Origin of the sequence: Bartonella sp. CL100XZDX (assembly GCF_042195375.1) — a bacterium.
In the GTDB taxonomy this organism is placed as follows: domain Bacteria; phylum Pseudomonadota; class Alphaproteobacteria; order Rhizobiales; family Rhizobiaceae; genus Bartonella.
In genome coordinates this window covers 119191-125401 of record NZ_JBHIOH010000082.1, presented here as the reverse complement: position 1 = coordinate 125401, position 6211 = coordinate 119191, and the positions used below count along the sequence as shown (strand labels likewise).

The window sequence follows — 6211 nt, the reverse complement described above, 5'->3', positions numbered from 1 at the left end:
GGATATGAAATTTGAGACGTTGAATTATGCTATTCAGGATGTTCGGAAAGAAGCAAGACAAGCTGCTGCTATTGGTCTAGCGGTGTCCAACTTACGTTACTATGATATACCAGGATCTTTAAGTGTTTCATTTGGGAGTGGTTTATGGCGCAGTCAATCTGCACTTGCTCTTGGTGCTGGTTATACATCTGAAGATGGAAATATTCGCTCGAATGTATCTGTGACAAGTGCTGGAGGTCATTGGGGAATAGGCGCTGGAATTACTCTGAGGTTGAGATGATAATAGAAAAAATGGCTGTTATTGTAAAAACGAGAAGTATGTTAGTAAAGGTTCTGCTGTTTGCTCTTGCCTTAATAGGCAAGAGCGAAAGCTTTGCCAACGAGAATAATAATATTTATACAGTGCATCCACCGCACTTATCGATACCTAAGGGAGAACCTGGCGAAACACGTCGAATTATTATGCAATTTTATGATTGGACTTTGATTTGTGACGAAAAACAAAAGCTTAAACATAAGCAAGGTATATGTAATGTGACACAGACGGTTCATGATCAAGAAGGAAATACCATTTTTAGTTGGTCTCTTGTTTCTACGACAAGTGGTCAAGCAGTGATGCTTTTTCGAACATTGCCAAATTCTGATATAAATGTTCCGATTCAAATGTTTGTAAAAGATGTTAAAAAACCTGTTCTTATTAATTATACGCAATGTAATGAAACGGTTTGTTTGGCACAATCACCTGTAGGGCCGGTTTTGACTAAACAAATAGAGCAGAACAATAAGGTACGTATTTCCTATAAAACTAAAGAAGGTAAGGTATTTTCTTTTACTGTACCATTTAAAGGGTTAAATGCGGCACTTAATTCTTTCCGTCCTTAGAATCCATCGAGTATTTTTAACAAGAGTCATTTTTCCATAAATTGTTGTATTATATTTTTGAGTGTAAATTATAAGGTCAGATAAGTAAGAAGTTTTATATAATATGATATCGAGGTGATTTATTGGAAAGAGTGAGAGTTTTATGAATATAAAGTCACAGTAAGTTCTTTATATGTAATAGAAAATCAAGTTAGTGTTTCCTATAATGCTTAAAGAGTGATTTCGTTAGTTATTAAAAGTAAAAAAGATTAGAAATACTCGATTTCTTCCTTACAATAATGAGTAGACTAAATTCTTTTTTTAAGCTTCAAATGGATTTTTAATGCGGTCTGATTAAGCATTAATATTTTTCAGATAAATTTTATAATTCTAGAGTTTTTTTGAACGATAGTTTTTATTGGTATTCACGAAATAACAGCTATTGTAATTGCATTTTGTAGTACTACGGAACTTTTATTCCAGCATAATCAAAGCCATTTCATTGCATATAACAAACGTGGTTTGTGTGTGGATAACGAAAAAATTTTTTTTTCTTATAAACCGTACTAATGTATAGGTTGTTGTAACCTTAAAAGTCAGCAAATAGTATGATAGTGTAGGTTTGTTACAATAGATGTGTGCTCCGTGTAAATGGTATCAAGAAAAGAGCATAATTTATAAAAATTGATGTGAACGTAAACGATTAATTTATAGTTTTAAGTTCATAAAGAGATGCATGATTTCACGGAAACAACCGAAAGATTATACAAAAATCTGAATGATGTTAGTGTAGAAAATTTTAATGATAGAAAAAGAAAGAATGATTTCTTGTATATATCATTTGATGCTGCATTATTGCTTTATTTAGGAATGAGCAGAAGAGTTTTCGCGTTTATTTATTGGGGGAACGCTCAAGGGATAAGGGACATGACCCCGTTAAATTATGGTTCAAAAGAGTTAAAGCGAGGAGAAATATACGATACCAAAGCAGATCAGTTGTATGATCAGTGCAGTAGTAATACAAATAATCTTTCTGCATTGTCACGAACAGAGGCATACTCTGTCCTTGTTGATATAAAGAGACAACAGAGAAAAAAACATTATGAACAGAAACAGGTTTTTGTTCAATCTGAGGCAGCTTTTGAGTTTCATAATCAGATAATGATAGGTGCTCAAAAAACAAAAAAACTCAAAGCACCTTTTCTTCGACGGTTCCATTCAGTAAAATCTCCACCTCTTTATGCGGCACTTGATCTCGGAACAAATAATTGTCGTCTTCTTATCGCATCTCCCAGTAAACCTGGATATTTTCGTGTTGTTGATGCTTTTTCTCGTATTGTACGATTGGGAGAAGGTTTAATAAATAACGGTTTTCTTAATACACAAGCTATGGATCGTGCGATTGAGGCATTAAAGATTTGTCATTTAAAGCTAAAACAAAGGCATATTAAGCGTTATCGCTTGATTGCAACGGAAGCTTGTCGTTCTGCAGAAAATGGTAGACATTTTATTCAGCGTGTTTTGGAGGAGACAGGTCTTGAATTGGAAATTGTTGATCGGCGAACAGAAGCGCGTTTTGCTGTTACAGGGTGTAGTACACTTGTTGAACCAAATACTGACGCAATTGTGCTTTTTGATATTGGAGGAGGGTCATCAGAAATTGTGCTACTTGATGTTTCTCAAAAGCGTTCTTTTCGGTTAGCTAGACAAATTATCGCTTGGACTTCTCTTCCTGTTGGTGTTGTTACGCTTGCTGAACGTTTTGGAGGGAATGATATTAGCTTAGACGATTTTGAAAAAATGAAAAGCTATGTGCGAGGGTTATTAAATAATTTTTCAGATCGTCATAAATTAGGAGAGTTAGCACAAGGTTCGAAGTTTCATCTTTTGGGAACCTCTGGTACAGTTACGACTTTAGCAGGAATGTATCTTAATTTAGAGCGTTATGATAGGAAAAAAGTGGATGGCATTTGGATGAAGGATGCAGACATTACACTTATGACACAACGTCTATTATCATGGGATATAGAAAAACGTGTCATAAGTCCTTTTATTGGGCACGAGAGAGCAGATTTAGTTTTAGCTGGTTGTGCAATTTTAGATGTTATTCGGGAAGTTTGGCCAAGTCAGCGTTTAAGAGTTGCTGATCGTGGATTAAAGGAAGGAATTTTGATAGAGCTAATGTTACGCGATGGGGTATGGTGTCGTCGTAGAAAGAGCAGAGATTTCAAGCGTTAGAGAATTAAATATGGAGACAATGAATAACGATGAAAAAAACAACAAAAACACCGAGAGGTGGCTATGGAGGTTCAGGGTCACATGAATTATATCAGCGCGTAAAAAAGAAAGCAGGAACCATTAAAGCTTCATCACGACGATGGTTAGAGAGGCATCTGAATGATCCTTATGTCCATCAATCAAAAGTAGATGGGTATCGTTCGCGTGCGGCTTATAAACTCATTGAAATTAATGAGCGCTATAGGTTTTTGAAAAAAGGTCAAAAGGTTATTGATCTAGGAGCAGCACCTGGGGGCTGGTGTCAGGTGGTTGAGCGTATAGTAGGGTCAAGTGATGAGGATCCTAGCGTTGTTGGTATTGATTATTTACATGTTGATCCATTACCTAGAGTTGCCATGTTGGAAATGGATTTTTTGCATACAGATGCACCGCAGAAATTAATTGAAACTTTAGGGACAAAACCGGATGTGGTTCTTTCTGATATGGCAGCGCCAACAACAGGTCATCGTCAGACGGATCATTTAAGAACGATTTATTTATGTGAAGTTGCGGCTGATTTTGCTCTTTCGGTTCTTAAGCCTGGGGGACATTTTTTAGCAAAGGCTTTTCAAGGAGGAGCAGAAAACACTCTTCTTACGATACTAAAACAGCATTTTAAAAAAGTCTATCATGTTAAACCACCCGCAAGCCGATCAGAATCAGTAGAGCTTTATCTTCTAGCACTTGAATTTAAGGGAAAAACAAAAATACAAGAATAGCGCCTTCTTTTAAGAAGACTTAACTTTACTTAACCTATTTAGATGTGATGATTTTTTTCTCAAAGAGTTATCGGCGATAGTGACAGTTTTTCTGTTATCAATGATGAAAAACTGGTAAAACTAATGTATTGCCTATAGAGGTAAAGAGATTGATTCCTCAGTGAGTGTTTCCAATGAAATTTCTTGATCAAGCTAAAGTTTATATTCGTTCTGGTAATGGAGGTTCTGGAGCAGTATCATTTCGTCGTGAAAAATTCATAGAATTTGGGGGACCTGATGGGGGAAATGGAGGACGGGGTGGTGATGTTTGGGCTCTTGTTGTTGATGGGCTTAACACGCTGATTGATTATCGCTACCAACAGCATTTTAAAGCAAAAACAGGGGGGCATGGCAAGGGGCGTAATATGACGGGTGAAAAGGGTAATGATGTCATCCTTAAAGTTCCGGTTGGGACGCAAATTTTTGAAGAAGATAATACAACGTTAATATGTGATTTAACGGAAGTGGGACAGCGCTATCGCCTTGCAAAAGGAGGGAATGGCGGTTTTGGCAATCTTCACTTTACAACATCGACAAATCGGGCACCGCGTCGTGCAAATCCAGGTTTGGCTGGAGAAGAGCGTGCAATATGGCTTCGTTTGAAGTTAATTGCTGATGCGGGGCTTGTTGGTTTACCAAATGCTGGAAAATCAACTTTTTTAGCTTCTGTAACGGCTGCAAAACCAAAAGTTGCAGATTATCCTTTTACCACTCTACATCCTCATCTTGGTGTTGTACGTATTGATGGTCGTGAATTTGTTTTGGCTGATATTCCAGGATTAATTGAAGGAGCGCATGAAGGTGTGGGAATTGGAGATCGTTTTTTAGGACATGTGGAACGTTGTCGCGTACTGCTTCATCTAATTTCTTCTCAAGAAGAAGATGTAGCAAAAGCATATCAAATTGTGCGTCATGAACTTGAGGCATATGGAAATAATCTAAGTGATAAAACTGAAATTGTTGCTTTAAGCCAGATAGATACTCTGACAATTGAAGAGCGTGAAGCTAAACGGGAAGCTTTGCAAAGAGCAGCGGATCAACCAGTTATGATGTTTTCTGCGGTTAGCCGCGAAGGTTTAGAAAATGTGCTGCGTGCTGGTGCACATATTATTGAAATGTCACGCAAAGAGGAGATCAGTGGGGATAGCAAGGTTGATTGAGATGGCTGTTGGATCGCAAAAACTTACACACTATAAACGTATTGTGGTCAAGATTGGATCTGCCCTTTTGGTTGATCCTCAGGCAGGTTTACGGGTTGAATGGCTTAAAAGCTTGATCAATGATGTTGTTGAATTACACAAAGGAGGCGTAGAGATATTATTGGTGTCTTCAGGTGCTATTGCTTTAGGAAGGACATTGCTACAGCTTCCTAAGGGGGCTTTGAAATTGGAAGAAAGCCAGGCATGTGCTGCTTTGGGGCAAATTGAGTTAGCAAAAACCTATGGTGATGCGCTTGCTCAACATGGGCTCAAAACAGGCCAAATTTTGCTCACTTTATTTGATACGGAGGAGCGAAGGCGTTATCTCAATGCCCGTGCAACGATTGAGACGCTTTTATATTTGGGAGCTGTGCCTGTTATTAATGAGAATGATACTGTTGCAACAACTGAAATTCGTTATGGTGATAATGATCGTTTAGCTGCACGTGTGGCAACAATGGTGAGGGCAGATCTTTTAATACTTTTATCCGATATTGATGGTCTTTATACAAAGTCTCCCCATAGTGATCCTACGGCTGAATTTATACCTTTTGTTGCATCCATTACGCATGATATCGAAAAAATGGCAGATGTTGCTGCTTCAGAGTTTTCACGGGGAGGAATGAAGACTAAGCTTGAAGCCGGAAAAATAGCTAATGCTGCTGGAACGGCGATGATTATCACCTCAGGCAAGCGTATGAATCCTCTTGCTGCAATTGACAAAGGTGAACGCAAGAGTTTTTTTGCGGCAAGTAAGAAATCTGTCAATGCTTGGAAAACATGGATTTCTGGTCATTTAGATCCATCTGGTGTTTTGACGATTGATCAAGGAGCCATTAGGGCTCTTGAATCAGGAAAATCATTATTAGCTGCAGGGGTTATTGGCGTTGAGGGAAATTTCCAGCGTGGGGATACGGTTGCAATTGTTGGTACAGATGGAGTTGAGATTGCGCGTGGACTTGTAAGCTATGACAAAGATGAGGCTGTACGCATTATAGGACATAAAAGTGAAGAAATCGAAGCTATTCTTGGGTATGAGGCGCGCTCTGCTATGGTGCATCGTAATGATATGATTGTACGTTTCTTGATCAATTCTGTTTAAAAAAGTTACTTTTG

General features: G+C 38.0%; 6 protein-coding genes. All 6 read left to right on the top strand.

Annotated elements, in window-relative coordinates:
• Positions 1-280 (top strand): YadA-like family protein (locus ACFILU_RS09395; RefSeq protein WP_375675701.1); only part of this gene is annotated, 280 nt, incomplete at its 5' end.
• Positions 277-882 carry an invasion associated locus B family protein gene (locus ACFILU_RS09390; protein WP_273790643.1) on the top strand — a complete coding sequence of 202 codons (606 nt, stop codon included), beginning with the start codon at positions 277-279 and terminating at the stop codon, positions 880-882. The genes ACFILU_RS09395 and ACFILU_RS09390, both read left to right, overlap by 4 nt.
• Positions 883-1788: 906 nt before the next feature.
• Positions 1789-3099, top strand: a complete 1311-nt coding sequence (locus tag ACFILU_RS09385; protein WP_375675700.1) for a Ppx/GppA phosphatase family protein — start codon at positions 1789-1791, stop codon at positions 3097-3099.
• Between the two features lie 29 nt (positions 3100-3128).
• Positions 3129-3857: an RlmE family RNA methyltransferase gene (locus ACFILU_RS09380; protein ID WP_375629986.1), complete on the top strand. Its 729-nt coding sequence runs from the start codon at positions 3129-3131 to the stop codon at positions 3855-3857.
• 173 nt (positions 3858-4030) lie between these two features.
• Complete coding sequence (gene obgE / locus ACFILU_RS09375) at positions 4031-5056, top strand: GTPase ObgE (protein WP_273790640.1); 1026 nt, start codon at positions 4031-4033, stop codon at positions 5054-5056.
• 1 nt (position 5057) lies between these two features.
• A complete protein-coding gene (proB, locus tag ACFILU_RS09370; protein ID WP_375675710.1) occupies positions 5058-6197 on the top strand; it encodes a glutamate 5-kinase in 1140 nt (379 codons plus the stop codon).
• Positions 6198-6211 lie beyond the last annotated feature (14 nt).

Excerpts from the sequence above, each read along its gene's own strand:
- ACFILU_RS09390 (WP_273790643.1), top strand. The coding sequence starts at position 277 with ATGATAATAGAAAAAATGGCTGTTATTGTAAAAACGAGAAGTATGTTA.
- proB (WP_375675710.1), top strand. The coding sequence starts at position 5,058 with ATGGCTGTTGGATCGCAAAAACTTACACACTATAAACGTATTGTGGTC.
- obgE (WP_273790640.1), top strand. The coding sequence starts at position 4,031 with ATGAAATTTCTTGATCAAGCTAAAGTTTATATTCGTTCTGGTAATGGA.
- ACFILU_RS09385 (WP_375675700.1), top strand. The coding sequence starts at position 1,789 with ATGACCCCGTTAAATTATGGTTCAAAAGAGTTAAAGCGAGGAGAAATA.
- ACFILU_RS09380 (WP_375629986.1), top strand. The coding sequence starts at position 3,129 with ATGAAAAAAACAACAAAAACACCGAGAGGTGGCTATGGAGGTTCAGGG.